The sequence below is a fragment of the Pseudoduganella sp. HUAS MS19 genome (assembly GCF_053615455.1).
Map to the genome: position 1 here is coordinate 3,031,762 of NZ_CM132133.1, position 18,452 is coordinate 3,050,213.

15 protein-coding genes, 1 tRNA gene and 1 pseudogene are annotated in these 18,452 nt (G+C 64.5%); 10 read left to right on the forward strand and 7 right to left on the reverse strand.

Annotation, left to right across the window (positions count from 1 at the left end; all coding sequences use genetic code 11):
• The first annotated feature begins 57 nt into the window (after positions 1 to 57).
• Genes ACWBU6_RS13915 through ACWBU6_RS13925 form a run of 3 tightly spaced genes read left to right on the forward strand, consistent with a single transcriptional unit; the run spans position 58 to position 4,011 of the window.
• Positions 58 to 1,413, forward strand: coding sequence for a TolC family protein (locus tag ACWBU6_RS13915; RefSeq protein ID WP_452649367.1), 1,356 nt, complete (start codon positions 58 to 60; stop codon positions 1,411 to 1,413).
• Positions 1,410 to 2,798, forward strand: coding sequence for a multicopper oxidase family protein (locus tag ACWBU6_RS13920; RefSeq protein WP_452649368.1), 1,389 nt, complete (start codon positions 1,410 to 1,412; stop codon positions 2,796 to 2,798). Before ACWBU6_RS13915 ends, ACWBU6_RS13920 begins: the two co-directional genes overlap by 4 nt.
• Positions 2,791 to 4,011 carry a chloride channel protein gene (locus ACWBU6_RS13925; RefSeq protein WP_452649564.1) on the forward strand — a complete coding sequence of 407 codons (1,221 nt, stop codon included), beginning with the start codon at positions 2,791 to 2,793 and terminating at the stop codon, positions 4,009 to 4,011. Before ACWBU6_RS13920 ends, ACWBU6_RS13925 begins: the two co-directional genes overlap by 8 nt.
• On the opposite strand, the gene ACWBU6_RS13930 is transcribed toward ACWBU6_RS13925, so the two are convergent.
• From ACWBU6_RS13930 to ACWBU6_RS13955, 6 genes and pseudogenes are all read right to left on the reverse strand, one after another.
• Positions 4,000 to 4,863: a DUF72 domain-containing protein gene (locus ACWBU6_RS13930; protein ID WP_452649369.1), complete on the reverse strand. Its 864-nt coding sequence runs from the start codon at positions 4,861 to 4,863 to the stop codon at positions 4,000 to 4,002. The two genes, ACWBU6_RS13925 and ACWBU6_RS13930, sit on opposite strands and share 12 nt — an antisense overlap.
• A complete protein-coding gene (locus ACWBU6_RS13935) occupies positions 4,860 to 5,648 on the reverse strand; it encodes an NF038132 family protein (protein ID WP_452649370.1) in 789 nt (262 codons plus the stop codon). The genes ACWBU6_RS13930 and ACWBU6_RS13935 overlap by 4 nt, the downstream gene beginning before the upstream one ends.
• A gap of 134 nt (positions 5,649 to 5,782) precedes the next feature.
• Positions 5,783 to 6,316 (reverse strand): hypothetical protein, encoded by a 534-nt coding sequence (locus tag ACWBU6_RS13940; RefSeq protein ID WP_452649371.1) that lies wholly within the window; start codon positions 6,314 to 6,316, stop codon positions 5,783 to 5,785.
• Between the two features lie 5 nt (positions 6,317 to 6,321).
• Entirely contained in the window at positions 6,322 to 6,996 is a 675-nt protein-coding gene (locus ACWBU6_RS13945) for a hypothetical protein (protein ID WP_452649372.1), read from the reverse strand.
• Positions 6,956 to 8,028: pseudogene (locus tag ACWBU6_RS13950) on the reverse strand (ATP-binding cassette domain-containing protein). Before ACWBU6_RS13950 ends, ACWBU6_RS13945 begins: the two are co-directional and overlap by 41 nt.
• Positions 8,025 to 9,716, reverse strand: coding sequence for an ABC transporter permease (locus ACWBU6_RS13955; protein WP_452649373.1), 1,692 nt, complete (start codon positions 9,714 to 9,716; stop codon positions 8,025 to 8,027). The pseudogene ACWBU6_RS13950 and the gene ACWBU6_RS13955 overlap by 4 nt, the downstream one beginning before the upstream one ends.
• A 325-nt stretch (positions 9,717 to 10,041) precedes the next feature.
• Here ACWBU6_RS13955 and ACWBU6_RS13960 point away from each other — a divergent pair, with 325 nt between their 5' ends.
• Genes ACWBU6_RS13960 through ACWBU6_RS13980 form a run of 5 tightly spaced genes read left to right on the forward strand, consistent with a single transcriptional unit; the run spans position 10,042 to position 15,148 of the window.
• Entirely contained in the window at positions 10,042 to 10,956 is a 915-nt protein-coding gene (locus ACWBU6_RS13960) for an STM4015 family protein (protein WP_452649374.1), read from the forward strand.
• Complete coding sequence (locus tag ACWBU6_RS13965; RefSeq protein ID WP_452649375.1) at positions 10,925 to 12,055, forward strand: STM4014 family protein; 1,131 nt, start codon at positions 10,925 to 10,927, stop codon at positions 12,053 to 12,055. The genes ACWBU6_RS13960 and ACWBU6_RS13965 overlap by 32 nt, the downstream gene beginning before the upstream one ends.
• On the forward strand, positions 12,052 to 12,888 hold the full coding sequence (locus ACWBU6_RS13970) for an STM4013/SEN3800 family hydrolase (protein WP_452649376.1): 837 nt from the start codon (positions 12,052 to 12,054) through the stop codon (positions 12,886 to 12,888). Before ACWBU6_RS13965 ends, ACWBU6_RS13970 begins: the two co-directional genes overlap by 4 nt.
• Complete coding sequence (locus ACWBU6_RS13975; RefSeq protein ID WP_452649377.1) at positions 12,885 to 14,267, forward strand: STM4012 family radical SAM protein; 1,383 nt, start codon at positions 12,885 to 12,887, stop codon at positions 14,265 to 14,267. Before ACWBU6_RS13970 ends, ACWBU6_RS13975 begins: the two co-directional genes overlap by 4 nt.
• A complete protein-coding gene (locus ACWBU6_RS13980) occupies positions 14,261 to 15,148 on the forward strand; it encodes an STM4011 family radical SAM protein (protein WP_452649378.1) in 888 nt (295 codons plus the stop codon). Before ACWBU6_RS13975 ends, ACWBU6_RS13980 begins: the two co-directional genes overlap by 7 nt.
• Positions 15,149 to 15,156: 8 nt before the next feature.
• Here ACWBU6_RS13980 and ACWBU6_RS13985 read toward each other — a convergent pair.
• Positions 15,157 to 15,240, reverse strand: a tRNA-Leu gene (locus ACWBU6_RS13985).
• A gap of 125 nt (positions 15,241 to 15,365) precedes the next feature.
• On the opposite strand from ACWBU6_RS13985, the gene ACWBU6_RS13990 reads away from it, so the two are divergent.
• Positions 15,366 to 16,211, forward strand: coding sequence for a hypothetical protein (locus ACWBU6_RS13990; RefSeq protein WP_452649379.1), 846 nt, complete (start codon positions 15,366 to 15,368; stop codon positions 16,209 to 16,211).
• Between the two features lie 3 nt (positions 16,212 to 16,214).
• Positions 16,215 to 18,413 carry a penicillin acylase family protein gene (locus tag ACWBU6_RS13995; protein ID WP_452649380.1) on the forward strand — a complete coding sequence of 733 codons (2,199 nt, stop codon included), beginning with the start codon at positions 16,215 to 16,217 and terminating at the stop codon, positions 18,411 to 18,413.
• Positions 18,414 to 18,452: the final 39 nt, after the last annotated feature.

Here is an 18,452-nt window from a genome sequence, read left to right on the forward strand (position 1 = left end):
GCGGCTGGCCCTATCCTGCGCCCCCGCGCAGGGCGACCACGCATTGGAAAGACAAACATGAATCAAGCATTCAAGCTGGCGGCGATGGCCGCCGCGGCAGCGCTGCTCGCCGGTTGCGCCACGTTCTCGAACGATGGCGGCTTCGGCGCAGTAGCACAGGCCGCCAGGAGCCGCAGCGGCGCCGAAACGCGCCTGCTGCGCAATGACGACGACCGGCGCGCGCTGGACGAGCAACTCAAAAAACTGCTGGCCGAGCCGCTGAGCGCCGACGCGGCAGTCCAGATCGCACTGTTGAACAATCGCAGCCTGCAGGCGCGCTACTGGGACCTCGGCATTGCCGAAGCGGAGCTGGTGCAAGCCGGCCGCCTGGCCAATCCCGGTTTCAGTTTCAAACGCATGCACGGCGGCGGCGAGGTGGGCATCGAGCGCACCCTGAGCATGAACTTCATCCAGCTGCTTACGCTGCCGCTGGCCAGCCGTATCGAATCCCAGCGCTTCGAGCAGGTCAAGCTGGAACTGGCCGGCGAAGCGGTCGCCATGGCCCACCAGGCACGCCTGGCCTGGATCGAGGCCGTAGCGGCGCAGCAGGGTGCTGGGTATGCCCAGCAGATCAGTGACGCTGCGGAAGCCAGCGGCGAGCTGGCGCGGCGCATGCAGGCGGCCGGCAACTGGAGCAAGTACGATGCGGCGCGCGAGGAAGCCTTCCACGCGGATGCCATGGCCGACGTTGCGCGCGCCCGCAAGGCCGCCACGGCCAGCCGCGAAAAGCTGACCCGAATCCTGGGCCTGGCAGGCTCGGAAGCGATCTCCTACCGCCTGCCGGAACGGTTGCCGGAACTGCCGGCTATCCCCCGAAAGATCGACGACGCCGAAGCCGCCGCCATGCGCGAGCGCCTCGACGTGCAGGCGGCCCGCCTGTCCTCGGAGCACACTGCCAGGTCGCTGGGCCTGAACAAGGCCACCCGCTTCGTCAATGTGCTGGAATTGAGCGGAATCAGCGAGCGCGAAGGCGGGCACCGTTCGCGCGGCTATGAGATTTCGGTGGAGGTGCCGCTGTTCGACTGGGGCGGCGCGCGCGTGGCACACGCCGAAGCGACCTATATGCAGTCGCTTAACCTGCTGGCGGCTGCAGCAATTAATGCCCGCAGCGAGGCGCGCGAAAGCCATCAGGATTACCAGGCTTCCTACGAGCTGGCCAGGCATTACCGCGATGTGGTGATCCCGCTGCGCAAGAACATCTCCGAGGAGACCCTGTTGCGCTACAACGGCATGCTGCTGTCCGTATTCGAACTGCTGGCCGACGCCCGGGAGCAGACCAGCGCCGTCAATAACTACATCACCGCGCTCAAGGAATACTGGATCGCGGATGCCAATCTGGATGCCGCGATTGGCGGCAAGGGAGTACAGCAATGAATCATCCTGTCAACAAGCGCCGTTCATTCCTCGCCAATGGCGCCGCCGCCCTGATCGGAGCGGGCCTGGTGAGCCGTGCCGGCGCTGCCGGCTTGCCGGAGGCGCCGGTGCAGTCAGGCGCTGCGACCGCGCCGCCGCTGGCGCCGCCCAATGGCCGCCCCTACAATCCAGTTGTCACCCTGAACGGCTGGAGCCTGCCTTGGCGCATGAAGGATGGGGTCAAAGAGTTCCACCTGGTCGCGGAGCCGGTGGTGCGTGAAATCGCCCCCGGCATGTACGCCAAGATGTGGGGCTACAACGGTCAGAGCCCGGGCCCGACCATCGAGGTGGTGGAAGGTGACCGGGTGCGCATCTTCGTCACCAACAAGCTGCCGGAGCACACCAGCGTGCACTGGCACGGCCAGATCCTGCCAAGCGGGATGGACGGCGTGTCCGGCGTGAGCCAGCCGGCTATCCAGCCGGGCAAGACCTTCGTCTACGAATTTGTCGCCAGACATGCCGGCACTTTCATGTACCATCCCCATGCCGACGAGATGGTGCAGATGGCGATGGGCATGATGGGCTTCTGGGTCACGCACCCGAAAGACCCGCGCCAGCATGCGGTCGACCGCGATTTCGTGTTCCTGCTCAGCGCCTACGATATCGAACCCGGAAGCATGGTCCCCAAGGTCAACACGATGACTGACTTTAATATCTGGACATTCAACAGCCGCGTCTTCCCCGCCATCGACCCGCTGGTCGTGCGCCAGGGCGACCGCGTGCGCATCCGCGCCGGCAACCTGACCATGACCAACCACCCGATCCACATCCACGGCCACCGATTCGAAGTGACCGGCACCGACGGCGGCTGGGTGCCTCCGGCCGCGCGCTGGCCGGAAGTGACCACCGATGTCGCGGTGGGGCAGATGCGCGCCATCGAATTCATTGCCGACAATCCCGGCGACTGGGCTTTCCACTGCCACAAATCGCACCACACCATGAATGCCATGGGCCATGACGTACCGACCCTGATCGGCGTGGACCACAAGGGTGTGGCCGAGAAGATCAACAAGCTGGTGCCGGGCTATATGGTGATGGGCGACAAGGGCGGCTCGATGGCCGGCATGGAAATGGAAATCCCCGAGAACACCCTGCCGATGATGACCGGTACCGGCCCGTACGGCGATATCGAGATGGGCGGCATGTTCACCCTGATGAAGGTGCGCCCCGACCAGAAAAAGGGCGACTACTCGGACCCCGGCTGGTACAAGGCTCCCAAGGGCACTACGGCATACGAATGGACCGGCGAACTGCCGCCGCCTGTATCCGCGCCCAATGCCCCGGCACCGGCTGGCGTCAAGCCGATGGAAGTGACCCGCGAGAAGAAGGGGCACGACCATCATTAAGCAACTGCGCTACCTGGGAAAGTGGAGCCTGCTGGCCGGCATCGTTGCTTTGCTGGCGGGCAGCGCGTCCGCATTCTTCCTGGTGGCGCTGGACGTGGCGACCGCCTGGCGCGAAGCCTATCGCTGGATGGTATGGCTGCTGCCGCTGGCCGGATTTGCGGTCGGCTGGATCTACCTGCACGTTGGCAGCAGCGTCGAGGCGGGCAACAACCTGCTGATCGACGAGGTGCACGATCCGAAAAACGTGCTGCCGCTGCGGCTGGCGCCGCTGATACTGGGCAGTACCGTGGTGTCGCATCTGTTCGGCGCCTCCGTCGGGCGCGAAGGTACGGCGGTGCAGATGGGCGGCGCGCTGGCCGACCAGCTCACCCACGTATTCCGCCTGCCGAAAGAGGATCGCAGCACCGTGCTGATGGCCGGCATCAGCGCCGGGTTCGCGTCGGTGTTCGGCACCCCGCTGGCCGGCGCGATCTTCGGGCTGGAAGTTCTGGTGGTGGGACGCATGCGCTTTACCGCGATCTATCCGTGCATGCTGGCAGCGGTGCTGGCCGACCAGGTGACGCGCGCCTGGGGCGTGGGGCATACGCATTATCCGGCTGGCGCGTTGGCGGCGCCGGACGGCCCGCTGCTGCTGGCGCTGGCTGGCATCGTTGTGGCTGGTGCCGTTTTCGGCCTGGTGGGACGGGCGTTTGCCGCTGCCACGCACGGCCTGTCGGCCTGGTTCAAGGCACGCCTTGCTTATGCGCCGTTGCGGCCGCTGGTGGGCGGTGCCGTCATCGCGGTTGTGGTTGGCGCCGGTAGCGCGGCCGGCATCGACCTGCACCGCTATCTTGGCCTGGGCATAGGCCCCATGGTCGAAGCTTTCCGCATCCCTCTCGACTGGTGGGATTGGCTGGGCAAACTCGTTTTCACGGTCGGCTCCCTGGGTTCGGGCTTCAAGGGCGGCGAAGTGACGCCGCTGTTCAATATCGGCGCGACCCTGGGCAATGTGCTGGCACCCATCCTGCACCTGCCATTGCCGCTGCTGGCGGCAATCGGCTTTGTTGCAGTGTTCGCAGGAGCTGCCAATACGCCGCTGGCCTGCACGGTGATGGCGATGGAGTTGTTCGGGCCTGCCATCGGTCCATATGCTGCGTTGGCGTGCGCGGTCGCCTTCATGTTTTCCGGACAAACCGGGATCTACCGCGCACAGCGGCGCCCTTCAGGCGGCTAAGCGCCGCGCCAGGTCCTGCGCGTCATAGGGCGCATGCACTTTGATGTCGTTGTCGAAGTAGCAGAAGATGTCTCGGCTGGCGCGCTTTGGCGCGGCGCTATCGGCGATCAGTTTTGCGTCGCCGGGCTGGCTGCCTGCCGCCCATGCCCGGATACGGCTTGCCCAGCGGTCCAGTGATTCCGGCGTGTAGCCGCTGGCATAGAGCTCCTTTTCGCCGTGCAGGCGCAGGTACATGAATCCGGCGGTCACATCTTCGTAGTCGGGCCATTTGCCGGCCGTGTCGGCCACGACCAAGGCCACCTTGTATTTGCGCAGCAGCTTGACGAAGGCGGGATCGGCAAATGACTCATTGCGGATCTCGACTGCGTGCAGCAACTTGCGCCTGGCATCGGTCTCGGTGGCCGCGCGGCCGTTCATGCGCGGCTCGTGGCGGCGGGCCAGGATGGACGCCTGTTCGGTGTCGCGCGGCAGCAGGTCCAGGAAATGCTCGAACAGCTCTTCATCGAACTTGAAGTTTGGCGGGAATTGCCAAAGAAAGGGACCGAGTTTTTCACGCAGGAGCAGCACGCCGCTGGCGAATACATTCGCCAGCGGTTTCTCAGGCTCGCGCAAGCGGCGCAGGTGGGTGATGTAGCGGTTGCCCTTGTGGGCGAACACGAAACCGTCCGGCGTGGCTTCGTACCACGCCTGGTAGCTTTCCGGCCGCTGCAGCGAGTAGAAGGAACCGTTGATCTCGATAGTGCGCACGGCGCGCGAGGCGAATTCGAGCTCGCGCGCCTGCGCCAGGTCGGATGGATAGAACACGCCGCGCCACGGCGTATACCGCCAGCCGGAGATGCCGATCCGGATCACCGCGCCAGGCGCTTCAGCGTACCGAGCAGGGCCAGGCCGGCCAGCAGCATGGCGTACTGTCCGGGCTCGGGAATGGGCAGGGGTTCGCCGCCGACGGTAATGGCATCAATCGCCAGGCCGGAGTCGAAATCCTCGTCGTCCCAGTTCGTTACGCCGAATTCAAGCCGGTATTTGCCGGCGCCGGCAATGGCGTACTGGGCCCGCACCCAGCCCGTGGCGCCGCAGCCGGCGTCATAGCATTCGTCCGAATCGGGGCCGAGCGGCGCCCACCTGGTCTGGCCGGGCGCTACGGCGACGGGGAAGGGCGTGAGCGTCGCCTCGGGTGCCGGCATGTCGAAGCCAGGGATCGCGTCGCCGTCCTCGTTGGTGCGGGCGGTGAACAGCAGCGCAACTTGCCGGTTGTCGGCATCGAGCAGGCGCGCCCAGGCATAGTCCGCATAGCCCGCGCCATCGGTCGTCACATAGTTGAAACGGAAGTTGAGCGCTGCGTTGGCTGTTGCCATGAAGGAGACCGAGCGCAGGAGCGAGCCATTCGTTGCTTCGCCGACGCCGCCCACGCCGGGCAGCGCGACCTCGCTGGTGGAGTTGAAGCTGGAGATCCAGCCGTAGGCGCTGCCCCCGCCCGGCGCGAGGGTGACCACGCCGTTGGCCCCTGAAGTCCCGCAACTGCCGGTACAGCGCCAGGCGGCTGGAATGCCGTCGTCGAAAGTGCCGGAGAAAGCGGGCGCGGCCAGTGCGGCCGATGCCGCGCCCGCGGCGAGCAGCAGAAAGTTTCTGATATTCATTTTGCAGCCCCGTCGAAGAGAACGCCATCATTCTCCACTTGCCGGCCGCATCTGCCGAAAGCCTGCCGCTATCGTGCGGACGATAACGATAGGCTATTTCGCGACGGAATGCTGGTGCTTCGCGCGCAAGACGGCTAGCGGAACGGCGCGGCTGGGCCCGGCCACACAGTGTCGGCCAATGGGCGGCCCTGGCAGCGCGACGGGTCGGTGAGGGCGCCGGTCTGGACGCCGCGGCAGGCCCAGATATCGCTGCCGTTTTCGCCGGTATAGCGGTCCCAGGCCCATTCGCGGTCGGTATTCGGGGCGTAGCGCGGTTCTGCATACCAGTCGTCGTTGTACAGGCCGACCGTGCCGCCGATCCCGATGCTGACATCGTTATGCTTGCTCGCTGCCACGGCCAATGCCACTACGCCGGCCGCTACACCCACCGTTACCCAGGTCTCGCGCTCCTTGATCACTTCTGGGCAAGCTGCCTCGGCTACGCCGCGGCGGCCCAGCTCCATGCGCAGGGCATTGGCAAAGTTGATGTCGGGCGAGCCCGTGGCAAGGGTCTTGCACATCTCGAACGGGCTTGCCGCCGACGGATTGGCGTAAAAGCTCTGTGCGCCAATGCCGGCGCAGCCAGTGAGGAGCGCAGCCAGCGCTGCGATGGGAAGCAAGGTTTTCATGCCCGCTAGTATAGCAACCCCGGTAGCGCCCAGGTCATGCCAAGGGCCAGCTGATGCGGCGCGCCACGCGTTTTTGCAACGCTGGCATCGAGGTCCAGGCGGCCTTCGATCACGGTATAGCGGATGCCTGCTTGCTTGGTCGGCGGGCGGTGGCGGCTGCCGTAGCTTTCGACGGAAGCGCTCCAGCGTGGGGCAATGCTATATTCGCCGCCGAGGCTCCAGGTGGCGCGGCTGGATGCGCCGTGCTGGCGCATCCAGCCTGCGTTCAGGTGCAATAGCAGCGCATCCCCCGCGAAGGACATTGTCAGCGGCAGGTTGGCCGAATGCTGGCGGCTTGCGCCATGCTGGGCGGCGATGGCCAGCCCAAGGCCCCAGCCACCTGCCTGCAGCCCGCGCAGGACTGTCTTGGCCTGCAGCGCGGCATTGCGCGACTGGCCTTTGCCGGCGGCCAGTTCCCAGCCGCCGGCGCGGCACGCCGGCATGGCCCACCACTCGTGCAGCTGGCCCGTGTGCTGGTGCCAGGCTTCCAACTGGCAATCGTTGGGCTCGAGGATGGACGCATCATCGGTGACCAGGGGCCGGCCCGCCCATGCTGCCGTCGACAGCAGCAGGCCCGCAGCCAGCATGGCGCCGCGTCGATCAGGCCAGGCGCAGGCGGCGCGTGTGGAAATCGAACTCATATAGCTCTCCATATCGACCCCATTCGACGGCGGTACGCATGATGCGGCGCGCCGTTTCCGGGTCATGGGATTCCATGAGGTGCGACAGCACTTGCTCTTCCGGCAAGATGCCGCCTGCGCAAGCACGCAGCATGCCGTAAATATATTGTGGCAGCGCGCCTTGCGCCAGCAACTGCCGGCCGAGCGTGCTCATGGCGATGTCGCCGCCCTGCATCATGGGCGGCGGTGGGCGGGACCGGCTTCGCCTGCCGGCACGGCGGTGGGCGGGCGCATGGTCATCAGGCCATACACCTCGTCCACAAGCCGGCGCACGGCCGGGCTGTCCGGGTTGCGCGGGCGTGGCAGGCCGATGCGGATTTCAGTCCGGATGCGGCCAGGATCGCTGGAGAGCATGATGACCCGGTCCGACATCATCACCGCTTCTTCGATACTGTGCGAAACAAGCAGCATGCCGCGCGTTGGTAGGCGGCCCCGGTCCCACAGTTCGAGGATGTCGTTGCGCAAGGTTTCACCGGTCAGCACATCGAGTGCGGAAAACGCTTCATCCATCAGTAGCACATCCGGATGGGTGACCAGGGCGCGGGCGATGCCCACGCGCTGGCGCATGCCGCCGGACAGTTCGCGCGGCAGCGCGCCTTCGAAGCCGGACAGGCCGATCAAATCCAGCATGGCTTTGCTGCGTGCGGCTCGCTCGGCCTGTGCCATGCCTTGCGCCTCCAGGCCCAGTTCGACATTCTGCTGCACGTTCAGCCAGGGGAACAGGGCAAAGGACTGAAACACCATGGCGATGCCCGGCACCGGTTCCGCCAGCGGCACGCCGCGATACCGGGCTGCGCCGGCATCGGCCTGCACCAGGCCCGCGATAATGCGCAGCAGGGTCGATTTGCCGCTGCCCGACTTGCCAAGCAGGGCGACGATCTCGCCCGACTCGAGGGCGAAATCGACGCCGTCGAGCACGGTGCGGCTGGCGCCATCGCCAGTGCGGAAGGATTTGCCGACACCTTGCAAGTCGACCAGGACTTCTTTCTTCATTTTTGCTCCAGATACAAACGGCTCCAGACGAAGCGGTTGATTGCCATGACAAATATGCACATCACGCCGATGCCAAGGGCGATGCGCGGAAAGTCGCCGGCATCGGTCATCTGCTTGATATAGCTGCCCAGGCCATGCGCCACCAGGGTGGTTTTGCCCCAGGTGACGTATTCGGCCACGATGCTGGCGTTCCATGAGCCGCCGCTGGCCGTGACAGCGCCGCTCACGTAGCTTGGGAATATGGCCGGCAGGTAGACCCTGCGCCATTTCAGCCAGCCCTTGAGGCCCAGGTTTGCTGTCGCCAGGCGCAAGTCTGCGGGCAGGGTGGAAGCTCCCGCCACGACGTTGAACAGGATGTACCATTGGGTACCGAACACCATGAGTGGACTGAGCCAGATGTCCGGATTGAGGCCCAGATTTAGCACCGCGTACACCGCCGGCGGAAACAGCAGGTTGACCGGGAAGGCAGCCAGGAATTGCATCGCCGCCTGGATCTTTTGCGCATAGCGCGGGCGCAGTCCGATCCACACCGCTACCGGCACCCAGAACAGCGATGCCAGCGCAATCAGCACCGCGACGCGCGCCATTGTCGCCAGGCCGAGTCCGAACACACTGGCCGCCTCGCGCCAGCCAACTTCTGTGTGGATGAAGGCAGCCACACGGTAGCTGGCCCAGGCCGCAAGCACGAGCAGCAACGTATCGGCGGCGCGTGCCGGCAGGCGCCAGCGGCGTACGGTTCTGCCGGCGGCAGCCGCGCCGGCCGGCCGGGCCGGGAACCAGCCAAGGGTAGAACGCATCAGGCGCCAGGCCTGGCCGGTAAGGCGGCTGGCAAGGCGGCTGCGGCGCACCCAGTTCAACAGCCAGGAACGGCGGCCCGTTTCACCCTCAAGCTCTTCGAAGCGGAATTTGTCGGCCCACGCCAGCAGGGGGCGGAAGAAAAGCTGGTCATACATGACAATGCCGATGAACATGGCACCGATAGCCCAGGCGATGGCGCGGCCGTTTTCAGCTTCGATAGCGACTGCCATATAGGAGCCGATGCCTGGCAGCTTGACGTCCTGCCCGGCGACGGAGATCGCTTCCGCTGCCACCAGGAAGAACCAGCCGCCGGACATGGACATCATCATGTTCCACAGCAGGCCGGGCATGGCGAACGGCAGCTCCAGGCGCCAGAAGCGCTGCCAGGCCGACAGGCGGAACACGCGGCTCGCTTCATCAAGTTCGGCCGGCACGGCGCGCATCGACTGGTACAGGCTGAATGCCATATTCCAGGCCTGCGAGGTGAAGATCGCGAAGATGGCCGCGCACTCCACGCCCAACTGGCTGCCGGGAAAGAGGGCAATGAATGGCGCGATGGCGATCGCCTGGAAACCCAGCACCGGCACCGACTGCAGCACGTCCAGCAGCGGCACCAGGACTTTTTCAGCCAGCCGGTATCTGGCCGCAAGCGCTGCGAAAACGAAGGCGAATACCAGCGAAACGCCGAGCGCGGCGAACATGCGCAGGATGGTGCGCAAAAGGTAGCAGGGCAGCGCGGCCGGATCGAGGCTGACCGGCATAGGCTGGCCAGGCACGAAAGGGCGCGCCACCTGCATGGCGCCAAAGACGACAGCGAGCAACACCGCCAATACGAACGGCAGCAATGCCCAGTCCCAGCGGTTGGGACGGGTGGTGATAGATGCGAACATCAGGCTCTCCGCAAAAATGCGGGCCCGCGATCGTGCGCGCTTGAATCATCATCCGCTCACGGCAGATGACGGTAGGACAGGAGCCCTGGACGTGATCGTGCCGTTATGCGATGCCGAAGTGAATTCGGTGACAACTATGACTCGAACAAGTGCCCATGAAAGGGGGCTCCAAAAAAAATGATAACGGTGCGGAGTGTATGTTTGCGCGGCGTGCGCCGTCAACTTAGGGGATCACGTAATTTAAGGCGCCGTTAAGGGCCGCGCATGCTAATATTTCAATATTTCCCAGGCGAAAGGCGCCAGGGTCTTTTCCAGGAAGCGCACCGTGACCATCTCCGAAAGCACTGAAACCTTCTTCAATAAAACCGTTACCGCTTACGATCCGGCATCGCCTGTCGACCTGTCCGGCGACAAGGTCTACCGCCTGACGCTCGACTATGACGATGAACGCAAGATGTCCGACCTGATCGGGCAGTTCCTGCAAAGCGCCGACAAATCGAAGCTGGACGCCCTGGTGATCGGCATGTGGGGCGAGCCGTATGAGGAAAGCGCCGAAGACGTCATCGCTGCCCTGGTCGCCCGTGCGCCCGATCTGCCGGCATTGCGCGCCCTGTTCATCGGCGACATGACGTACGAGGAATGCGAAATCTCCTGGATCGTGCAGGGCGACTACACGCCTTTGCTGAAGGCGTTTCCAAAGCTGGAAGAGCTGCGCATCCGCGGTGCACAGGACTTGTCGCTGGAACCGGTAACGCATACGGCCTTGCGCAAGCTGACCATCGAATCGGGTGGCCTGCCGTCCGAGGTGGTGGAGGCATTGATCGGGTCTTCGCTGCCTGCGCTGGAGCACCTGGAATTGTGGCTGGGCTCCGATGAATACGGTTTCGATGGCGATGTCGACCTGTACCGCCGCCTGCTCGGCGCATTGGCCGGTCCATCGCTGCGCTACCTGGGCCTGCGCGACTCGCAGATCTCCGACGAACTGGCGCAGTGGCTGGCGGAAGAGGAAGTGGTCAGCCGCCTGCACACGCTGGACCTGTCGCTGGGCACCCTGGGCGATGAAGGCGCGCGTGCGCTGCTGGACAGCCCGCATGTGCGTTCGCTGCAGCGCCTGGATCTTTCGCACCATTACATCTCGGCGGCTTTGCAGCAGCATTTGAAGGCGCTGCCGCCGGAAGTGGTGCTGGATGACGCGCAGGAAGAAGACGATGGCGAGCGTTACGTCGCCGTTGGAGAATAAGGCATTGCCCAGCCGTTTTGTCCTGCTGGGCGTCGCAAGCGGCAAACGCATACGGCTGACGCAGCAGGCCCGTAGTGATGCCGGCCTGCCGCCGGCCGAGGTACTCGAATGGCGCGACTGGCTGGCTGCTCCGGAACGCCTGGATGGCATGCTGGAGCGGCCCTGTGTGTTCAAGGCCGAACCGCCCGGCGACGATCCGGCCGTCCAGGCACGGTTGCTGGCCGAGGGTTGCGCTGCCGAAGGCATCGCCGTGCCCGGCCTGCAGGAACACGGCGAGGTCGCGGTTTCCGGCGCCTGGTTCAAGGGCCTGGCGCGTGCCTTTCAATGCCTGGAGCGGCAACTGGCCGCGACGCGGGATGTACGGGTCATGAACGCCCCGCACGAAGCGCTGCTGATGACGGACAAGCTGGCTTGCCAGCAGCACCTGGCAAGCCATAAGGTGCCCGTTCCGATGCTGCTGGGCATGGTGGAAGGATATGATCATTTCCACTTCCTGCTCGAGCGGCACGGCGTGGACCGGGCCTTCATCAAGACCCGTTACGGCTCCAGTGCGTCCGGCGTGGTGGCCTACCGGCGCAACCGGCGCGGCGATGAACAGGCCACCACATCGGCGCAACTGGTGCAAGCGGCAGGCGGTCCGCGCCTGTACAACTCCAAACGCATGAGCCGCTATCACCGTGCGGCGGACATGCGCAGCCTGCTTGACCTGCTGGCTGCGCAGCATGCATATGCCGAGGCGTGGCTGCCCAAGCCGCGGGCCGGCAATGGCCATTACGATATCCGTGTGCTGACGCTGGCCGGCCAACCGGCGCACCGTGTGGCCCGCATCGGCACGCGCATGATGACGAACCTGCACCTGGATAACCGCCGTGCCGCCACCGATAGCTTGCTCGATCCCGTTTCATCGGCAGCACTGGAACGGGTCGCGCGGCAGGCCGCGCAGGCTTTCCCCGCCAGCCACGTGATCGGCCTGGACGTGGTGGCGCAGCGCGGCGAAGCCCATGTGCTGGAAGCGAACGCTTTCGGCGACCTGCTTCCCGGCCTGCTCTGGGAAGACCAGGATACCTACACGGCCCAATGGAAAAGCTTCATGCAATGACACTGCAGGCACACAGCATTCCCGATATGAACCAGGTGGTCGGAAGCCACGACATCCTGTTCATCACGCTCGATACCCTGCGCTACGATGTGGCCCAGCAGCTGTACGAGGCGGGTGAACTGCCCGTGCTTGGCCGCTGCCTGCCGCCCGGCGGCTGGGAGCGGCGGCACACGCCGGCCAGTTTCACCTATGCCGCGCACCATGCGTTCTTCGCCGGGTTCCTGCCGACGCCTGACAGCCCGGGGCCGCACCCGCGCTTGTTCGCCACCGCCTTCCGCGGCAGCGAGACCACGTCCGCGCATACTTGCGTGTTCGAACAGGAGAGCATTCCGGCCGGGCTGGCGGCTGCCGGCTACCACACCGTCTGTATCGGCGGCGTTGGCTTTTTCAACAAGCTGACCGCACTGGGATGCGTATTGCCGTCGATGTTCGCCGAGAGCCACTGGTCGCACTCGATGGGCGTGGACGCCCCCAACTCCACTGCCAACCAGGCAGCGCTGGCGCAGCAACGCCTGCAGGCCGCGGGCGGGCAACGCGTGATGCTGTTCTTGAACGTGGCCGCGATCCATAAGCCCAACCGCGTCTACCTGCGAGGCTGCAAGACCGACAGCCTGGACAGCCACGCCGCCGCACTGCGCTACGTGGACCGCGAACTGGAGCCGTTGCTGGCCGCCTGTGCGGCGCGTGCGCCGACCTTTGTGATCATTTGTTCCGACCATGGCAGCGCTTATGGCGAAGCAGGCTACCAGGGCCACCGCCTCGCGCATGAAACCGTGTGGAACGTCCCTTACGCGCATTTTTTCCTTAACCCGCCCGGAGCGCCGCAATCTTGAACCACCCCGTACCCGCCAGCACACTGGCGCAACGCATGCGGCAAACGCCGTATCAGGCGTATTCCTATTCCTACCCGCATAAGTCCGCGTACCGGGCGCTGGAGCAGCCATTGCCGCTGCAGCCATTGTGGGCCGGGGAAGACCGATCCGCCCTGTTCGGCTATATCCACGTCCCGTTCTGCGAAATGCGCTGCGGTTTTTGCAACCTGTTCGCGATGGCCAATCCCGGCGACGAACTGGTCGAGCGCTATGTGTCGCAAGTGGTGCGCCAGATGCGGGTACTGAACGAGGTGCTGGGCGAGCGGCGCTTTGCCCGCTTCGCATTGGGTGGCGGCACGCCGACCTTCCTGCAGCCACGCCAGCTCGAAACCTTGTTGCGCGCCGCCGAGGACATCCTAGGCATTCCGTTGCAGGACACCCCCTCCGGCATCGAGGCCTCGCCGGAAACCGCGACCGCGGACAAATTGGCCGTATGCCGGGCGATGGGCATCGACCGCGTGAGCCTTGGCATCCAGAGCTTCTCGGCCCCGGAAATGCGCGCCCTGGCAAGACCGCAGCAAAACGATGCGGTACGCAGCGCCATTGCGCGCATTCGCGAAGCAGGCTTCCCGACGCTCAACCTCGACCTGATCTACGGCATCGCCGGGCAAACCGTCGCCAGCCTGCTGGCGTCGATCGACAGTGCGCTGGAATTCAAGCCGGAAGAACTGTACCTGTATCCGCTCTATGTGCGCCAGCACACTGGCCTGGGCAAACTGGCGCAGCGCAAGGCGGGGGCAGGGGACTTCGGCACGATCCCGCTGGCGCCGGATGGCGACAGCCGCCTGCAACTGTACATCGCGGCGCGCGACCACCTGCGTGCACGCGGTTATGTGCAGGTGTCGATGCGCATGTTCCGCGCCCCCCATGCGCCGGAGCAGTCCGGCCCGTCCTATTGCTGCCAGAACGATGGCATGGTTGGCCTGGGCACGGGCGCCCGTTCCTACACGCGCTCGCTGCACTACTCGACCGATTACGCGGTGGGGCGCGCCGCAACGATGGACATCATCAATGCCTATCTCGCCTATGAAGAGACAGACTTCATGGCGGCCCGCCACGGCTTCCGCCTCAGCCAGGAGGAACAGCGGCGCCGCTTTGTCATCCAGTCGCTGCTGACAGAGCCGGGCCTGGACTTGCTGGCCTATGCGCAGCGCTTCGGCAGCGCATGCCTGGACGATCTGCCGGACTTGCGTGAGTTGTCCGCAGTTGGGCTGGCAGAGCAATCCGGCTCCATGCTGCGCCTGAATGACCTGGGCTACGCTTACGCGGATACCATCGGCCCGTGGCTGGCATCCGGGCAGGTGCAGGAGCTGATGGCGAGCGGCGGCGCGTCGTGCTGAAAGACGGCGGCGCAGCGCCGCTCTCGCTGCTGTACCGGGGGACGCTGGAAAGCTGCAACTACGATTGCGGCTATTGTCCTTTCGCCAAGCGCAAGGACAGCCGTGCCAGGCTCGCAAAGGACGCCGCGGAAGTTGCCCGGTTCGTGGCGTGGGCGGGGCAGCAGGATCGTCCCTTGCGCATCCAGTTCACGCCCTGGGGCGAAGCACTGGTGCGGCGCCATTACCGCGAGGCGGTGCTGGCGCTGGCAGCCATGCCGCATGTCGAACAAGTCTCGGTGCAGACCAACCTGGCGGCACCGCTGTCATGGCTGGAGCAGGTCGAGGCAGGCAAGGTGACGCTTTGGTGCACCTATCACCCCGGACAGACTTCGCAACAGCGATTCATCGAGCGTTGTTCCCGGCTCGGCAGGATGGGCATACGCTTTTCCGTCGGCGTGGTGGCAATGCGCGAGCATTTCGGCGCCATCCGCGAACTGCGTGCGGCGCTGGCACCAAACCAGTATCTCTGGCTGAACGCCTACGACCGGCGCGGTCCCGCTTACTACTCGGCGGAGGACCTGGCATGGCTCGATGCTCTCGATCCATGGTTCGCCCATAACCGCCGCCCGGCACCGTCACGCGGCAGCCCGTGCGCCGCCGGCGAGGAAGTGATCGCCGTGGATGGCGATGGCGAAGTGCAGCGCTGCCACTTCATTCCCGCGCGTTTGGGAAATCTGTACCGCGATACGCTGGAGTCGATGCTGGGTGAGCGGCCATGCAGCCGCCTCAAATGCGATTGCTTTATTGGCTATGCGCACCGGCGGGATTTGCCATTCGGGCGGGATTTCGGCGCCGGAACGCTGGCGCGCATTCCCTTGCGTTTTGTGGCAGGCGAAGCCTGACAGGAGAGTGCCCCGGGCCGGAATCGAACCGGCACGGCCTTGCGGCCAACGGATTTTAAGTCCGGTGTGTCTACCAATTTCACCACCGGGGCATGCTTGAAGCCCGCTATTATGACATGACTGATCGTTAACATCCAGTAGTGGCAAATCTGGCAATGCTTGAAATCGCTGTGGAATGTTGTAGCATGCTGGTCGCAGAATTCCCTGGAAAGACCACATGCAAATCAAGATCAATGACGTCCTGCGGGACTATATCGAACCGCTGACCGAGGCTGAGCGCAGCGCGCTGGAGCGCAGCCTGCTGGCCGAAGGTTGCCGCGATGCGCTGGTGCTTTGGAACGATGTTCTGGTCGACGGTCATAACCGCTATTCGATCTGCCAGCAGCACGGCATCCCTTTCAAAGTGACCCAGAACACGAGCTTCAAGAACATGGAAGACGTGATGCTGTGGATGATCGACAATCACCTGGGGCGCCGCAGCGTGTCGGACTTCCAGCGTGGCGTGCTGGCCTTGCGCCAGCAGGAAATCCTGGCCAAGCGCGAGCAGGCCGTGAGGGAACAGGCCAAGGCCGAAGATGCGGCCATTGCGCCGCCGGACCCGGAAGCCGAGGAAGCGGCGCCGCCGCCAAAGCCGAAAGCCAAGCGCGAAGACATCGCGCGCGCTGCGCGCCTGAGCGCCAACACCTTGGGACAGATCGAGAAGATCACCCGCAGCGCCACGCCGGAACTGGTGGAAGCCGTGCGCTCGGGGACGATTTCCATCAACGCCGCCGCCACGGTGGCATCGCTGCCGGAGGAGGACCAGAAGTCGGCCGTCGCCGGCGGCCGAAAGTTCCTGCAGCAGGCCGCCCGTGAGATCCGCGAACAGCGCGCCGCCAACCGTCCGCCGAAGCCGCCGAAAGAGGATGCTGGAGCGGGACATGCCGCGGCCGAGCGCCCGGCCCCGCTGACCGAGGTGGAGGTGCTGCGCCTTGAGGTCTCGCAACTGAAGGAAAAGAATGCCGCGCTGCGCGCTGAAAACGCCGAGCTGCGCGAGCGTATTGCTCAATTGGTGGAGCAATAAGGCATGCGCAAGCTGAGTGCCGCGCTGGCCGCGTTCTGTGCCATTCCCGCGATTGCCGCTCCGGCCGCCCCGCAGGCGGCCGGGGCTCTGGCTCCCGCGGAGGTGCTGCGCCTGAAGGCGCTTGCCAAGCGCGTCACGATCCTGCGCGATAAATGGGGCATTCCCCATATCTACGGCAAGAGCGATGCGGAGGCGGTATTCGGCATGATGTACGCGCAGTCGGAAGATGATTTCAAGCGCATCGAACTGAATTACATCAATGCGATGGGCCGCCTGGCGGAAGTCGAAGGCGAGCAGGCGCTGTACCAGGACCTGCGCATGAAACTGTTCATCACGCCCGAAGAGTTGAAAGCGCAATATAAGGCCAGCCCCGATTGGCTGAAAAAGCTGATGGTGGCCTGGGCCGATGGCTTGAACTTCTACCTGCACACCCACCCGCAGGAGAAACCGCGCCTGCTGACCCGTTTCGAACCCTGGATGGCGCTCAGCTTCAGTGAAGGCAGCATCGGCGGCGACATCGAAAGCGTCAACATCGAGCAGTTGAAGGCGTTCTACAGCAAGCACCCGGCACCGGCGGCCGCCGCCGGCAGCGACCTGGATCAGGAGCCGCGCGGCTCGAACGGTTTTGCCATCGCGCCGGCACTGAGCAAATCGGGCCACGCGCTGCTGATGATCAACCCCCATACTTCGTTCTACTTCCGCCCGGAAATCCATGTGATCAGCCAGGAAGGCCTGAATGCCTATGGCGCAGTGACGTGGGGCCAGTTCTTTGTGTACCAGGGATTCAATGACCGCATTGGCTGGATGCATACATCCGGCGGTGGCGATGTGATCGACGAGTACCTGGAAACTGTGGTGGAAAAGAACGGCAAGGTTTTCTACCAGTATGGCAAGGAACTGCGTCCGTTCCGCAGCGAGCTTGTACGCCTGCCGTACAAGGCTGCCGACGGCAGCATGGCGGAGAAGACCGTGTCGGCCTATTTCACGCATCGCGGCCCGGTGGTGCGCGAGCAGGATGGCAAGTGGGTATCGGTGGCGATGATGAACGAGCCGCTGAGGGCGTTGACCCAATCGTTCATCCGCACCAAGGCGCGCAACTATCCGGCCTTCTACAGGTCGATGGAACTGCGCACGAATTCCTCCAACAACACGGTGTACGCGGACGCGGATGGCAATATCGCCTATTTCCACGGCAATTTCATGCCGGTACGCGACCGGCGTTTCGACTATTCCAAGCCAGTGAGCGGCGCCGAACCGGCGACCGACTGGAAAGGTTTGCACCCGGTGCGTGAAACGATCCAGCTGTTCAATCCGAAGAACGGCTGGATCCAGAACACCAACAACTGGCCATTTTCGGCGGCGGGCGCCTACAGCCCGCGCCGTGAGGACTATCCGGCCTATATGTCGGTCCACCCCGAAAACGCGCGCGGCATCCATGCGGTGCGCGTGCTGCAGGGGAAGAAGGACTTCACCATCGACAGCTTGATCGCGGCCGCCTACGACAGCCAGCTGACGGCCTTTGAACCGCTGCTGCCATTGCTGTTACGCGCTTACGACGAATCGCCTGCCAGCGACCTGTCCAAAGCTGCCGTGATCGAACAGATCACGCTGCTGCGCGACTGGGACATGCGCTATTCATTGAACTCGGTGCCGACCTCGGTGGCCATCTACTGGCTGCAGGACCAGGTCAAGCAGTATGGCCCGGCGGCGAAAGAGAAGGGCATGCCGGTCCTGGACTTCCTGGCAACCCAGCTCACGTCGAAGCAGCGCCTTGAAGCACTGGTGCGCGCTTCGAACAAGCTGTCTTCCGACTTTGGAAGCTGGAAAACGCCCTGGGGCGAGATCAACCGCTTCCAGCGCCTGACGGGCGATATCGTGCAACCGTTTGACGACAACAAGCCCAGCATTCCGGTGCCTTATGCGTCGGGGAATTTCGGCGCGCTTGCGGCCTACGGCATGACGTCGCAGCAGCGCACCAAGCGCATTTATGGCGAGCGCGGCAATAGCTTCGTGGCGGCCGTGGAGTTCGGGCCGAAGGTGAAGGCGAAGAGTATCCTGGCCGGCGGCCAGAGCGGTAATCCGGCATCGCCGCACTTCAACGACCAGGCCGAAATGTACGCGCGCGGCGAGTTCAAGGACGTGCTGTTCTACAAGGAAGACATCGAGAAGAACCTGGAACGCAAATACCATCCGGGCGAATAAGATTGCCGTTTGAGCTAGCGCAAAGTCCTCCCGGCATTG

What these genes read in the sequence shown, in the direction of transcription:
- ACWBU6_RS13970 (WP_452649376.1), top strand. Translation starts at nt 12,052, where the DNA reads ATGACACTGCAGGCACACAGCATTCCCGATATGAACCAGGTGGTCGGA.
- ACWBU6_RS13935 (WP_452649370.1), bottom strand. Translation starts at nt 5,648, where the DNA reads ATGAATATCAGAAACTTTCTGCTGCTCGCCGCGGGCGCGGCATCGGCC.
- ACWBU6_RS13945 (WP_452649372.1), bottom strand. Translation starts at nt 6,996, where the DNA reads ATGAGTTCGATTTCCACACGCGCCGCCTGCGCCTGGCCTGATCGACGC.
- ACWBU6_RS13965 (WP_452649375.1), top strand. Translation starts at nt 10,925, where the DNA reads ATGGCGAGCGTTACGTCGCCGTTGGAGAATAAGGCATTGCCCAGCCGT.
- ACWBU6_RS13995 (WP_452649380.1), top strand. Translation starts at nt 16,215, where the DNA reads ATGCGCAAGCTGAGTGCCGCGCTGGCCGCGTTCTGTGCCATTCCCGCG.
- ACWBU6_RS13940 (WP_452649371.1), bottom strand. Translation starts at nt 6,316, where the DNA reads ATGAAAACCTTGCTTCCCATCGCAGCGCTGGCTGCGCTCCTCACTGGC.
- ACWBU6_RS13990 (WP_452649379.1), top strand. Translation starts at nt 15,366, where the DNA reads ATGCAAATCAAGATCAATGACGTCCTGCGGGACTATATCGAACCGCTG.
- ACWBU6_RS13915 (WP_452649367.1), top strand. Translation starts at nt 58, where the DNA reads ATGAATCAAGCATTCAAGCTGGCGGCGATGGCCGCCGCGGCAGCGCTG.
- ACWBU6_RS13955 (WP_452649373.1), bottom strand. Translation starts at nt 9,716, where the DNA reads ATGTTCGCATCTATCACCACCCGTCCCAACCGCTGGGACTGGGCATTG.
- ACWBU6_RS13920 (WP_452649368.1), top strand. Translation starts at nt 1,410, where the DNA reads ATGAATCATCCTGTCAACAAGCGCCGTTCATTCCTCGCCAATGGCGCC.